This window comes from Kitasatospora sp. NPDC054768 (assembly GCF_053612025.1).
Map to the genome: position 1 here is coordinate 1 of NZ_JBSHBN010000326.1, position 2,489 is coordinate 2,489.

At 56.2% G+C, this 2,489-nt stretch carries 1 protein-coding gene; it reads right to left on the reverse strand.

Annotated elements, in window-relative coordinates; genetic code table 11:
* Positions 1-252: 252 nt before the first annotated feature.
* A partial coding sequence (locus ACWGKU_RS40855) for an RICIN domain-containing protein (protein WP_401055211.1) occupies positions 253-2,489 on the reverse strand: 2,237 nt, incomplete at its 5' end.

The window sequence follows — 2,489 nt, forward strand, 5'->3', positions numbered from 1 at the left end:
GAGACCTTAGACAAGCCTCATCGTCCCAGTTCAGAAGGCACTTTCGCATTCCCGCCCACGATCCGGTCCCAGCCCGACGTGAAACGCGGAGGCTAGATCCTCCATGCCGCGCGGATCAATTGGAGGCACTGGAATCCCCATTATGCATTGCCCTTCCGATAGATCTGTAATCAGATCACTTGACAGTTTCAGTAGCAGCTTCCCGTCTTTTGATGAGACAGTGCCTCCTCTCGCCTTCCGCCCGCCCTACGGCTAACTTTCAGCCCTGTAACCTCGGGGAAGTGATCCTCCAAGTTCAGTGTTTTCTTTGGAGTTATCTTCCCTATCCGAGTTTGGATCAGTGCCATTTTGGGCGGCGCCAGTATTTTTGGCAGCCGCTGTGGTGGCCCTCATGCTAAATCGCTGATTGTCCCCCCCGGTGTTTCCGTATTGAATGATGGCGGCCTGGTTGGCGGTGGATGAGCCGGAGACGTCAATCGAGTAACCATTGTCGTAGTTCCAAAGCCGGTAGTAGCCTCCCCCTTGGTCTACTACGTGCCAATACAGGTAGCCGGCGGTTGTCGGTGTTAGTTGGGCGATCGGCACGCTGCTCCCGCCTGCGCCGTTCTGGGGCCCTAGGCAGAGTAGTGAATTGACGCTATAGATTCGATAGACGCCACCGCCAGAGTTTACAATGATCCATTGCTGATTGGCGGTGTTGTTGACTTGATACTGCCAGACCGTGGTATTGGGAGTCGTGGAAAACTGCTGGACGTCGATGCATTTACCGCTATGTTTGGCGACAAGCATGCAGGGCGTCGGGAAGCCGCTTGGTTGATATACGGTGAATGATTTGATTTTATCGTTGAGATTATTGATGAATCCATCCACTTGTGAACTTGGAGGGACGAGTTGAATGTTCCCGTTTTGGCTGGCCTGGTCGAATAGTTCGATGGGGTTTGGGCTCTTGTTGAGGGCTGCGGAGAGAACGCTTGCGGCGGTGCCGTAGACGGCGGTGTTGGTGAGGTCGATGTGGCCGGGGTTGCTTCTGAATACCCATTGCCTGCTGGAATCGCTGACGTTGTCTTGGTAGAGGCAGAAGTAGTTGTTGGGTGGTCCGTGGTAGAGGTTGACGGATTTGACGGTGTCGTTGAGGCCGGATGTGGTGACGTTGGGAGTGGTGTTGGGGTAGACGAGTTGGCTGGTGCCGGAGCCGTTGGCGTTTTGGAACAGTTCCAGGGTGTACAGGGTTAGGTTGTTGACGGAGGAGATTACGCTGGAGGCGTTGTTGAAAATACCTGTGTTGGTGAGGTCGGTGAGGCCTGCGGTGTCCTTGAAGGCCCATTGCCTCATGCCCTGGGCGTTGGCTTCGTAGAGGCAGAAGTAGTTGTTGGGTGGTCCGTGGTAGACATTAACGGAGGTGACGACCTCGTTGAGGGCTGAGGCGACGTTGATGGTGGTGGTGGGGTAGATGAGTTGGCTGGTGCCCGTGCCGTTGCTGTTCCGGAAGATTTCCAGTGTGTATTGGGTCTGATTTTTGACGCAGGAGATCACGTGGGAGAGGTCACCGAAGACGGCGGTGTTGGTGAAGTTGGTGAGACCAGCGGTGTCCTTGAATACCCATTGCCGCCCGTACTCGTACCATTCCTGGTAGAGGCAGAAGTAGTTGGTGGGTGGTCCGTGGTAGACGTTGACGGAAGTGATTCTGTCGGCGATTGCGTCGGTGTTGACGGTGGTGTTGGGGTAGACGAGTTGGCTGGTGCCTGTGCCGTCGGTGTTCTGGAAGAGTTCCAGGGTGTATATGGTCTGGTTGCTGGCGGAGGAGATCACGCTGGATGCGTCGCCGTACTGTGAGCCGGCGAGGTTGATGAGGCCTGCGGTGTCTTTGAGTACCCATTGCCTGCCGGTGTTGAACTGATTTTCGTAGAGGGCGAAGTAATTGTTGGGTGGTCCGTGGTAGACGTTAACGGACTTGAGGTTTCCTTGCAGGCCGGGGGTGGCCATAAGGTTCTTGGCGATGGGGTAGGCGAGTTGGCTGGTGCCGGTGCCGTCGGTGTTCTGGAACAATTCCAGGGTGTACTGGGTCCGGTTGTTGAAGGTGATCGCGCTGGAGGCGCCGCCATACTGTAGATCGGTGAGGTTGGTAAGCCCTGCGGTGTCCTTGAAGACCCATTGCGTGCCACTCCAACTGCCTTGGTAGAGGCAGAAGTAGTTGGCGGGCGGGCCATGATAGAGGTTGACAGAGGTGATGTGATCCTCGAGGCCGGTGGTGGTAATGTCGGTGGTGATGGTGGGGTAGACGAGTTGGCTGGCGCCGGTGCCGTTGTTGTTCTGGAATAGCTCGATGGTGTATTGGGTTTGGTTGCTGGCGCTGGAGATGGCGCCCGCGGCGTTTGTGACGGGGTCATCGAGGCGGGTGAGGCCTTCGGTGTCCTTGAACACCCACTGCATTCCACTCTGGTTGAAGTCTGAATAGAGGGCGAAGTAGTTCGGGGGTGGGGTGTGGTAGA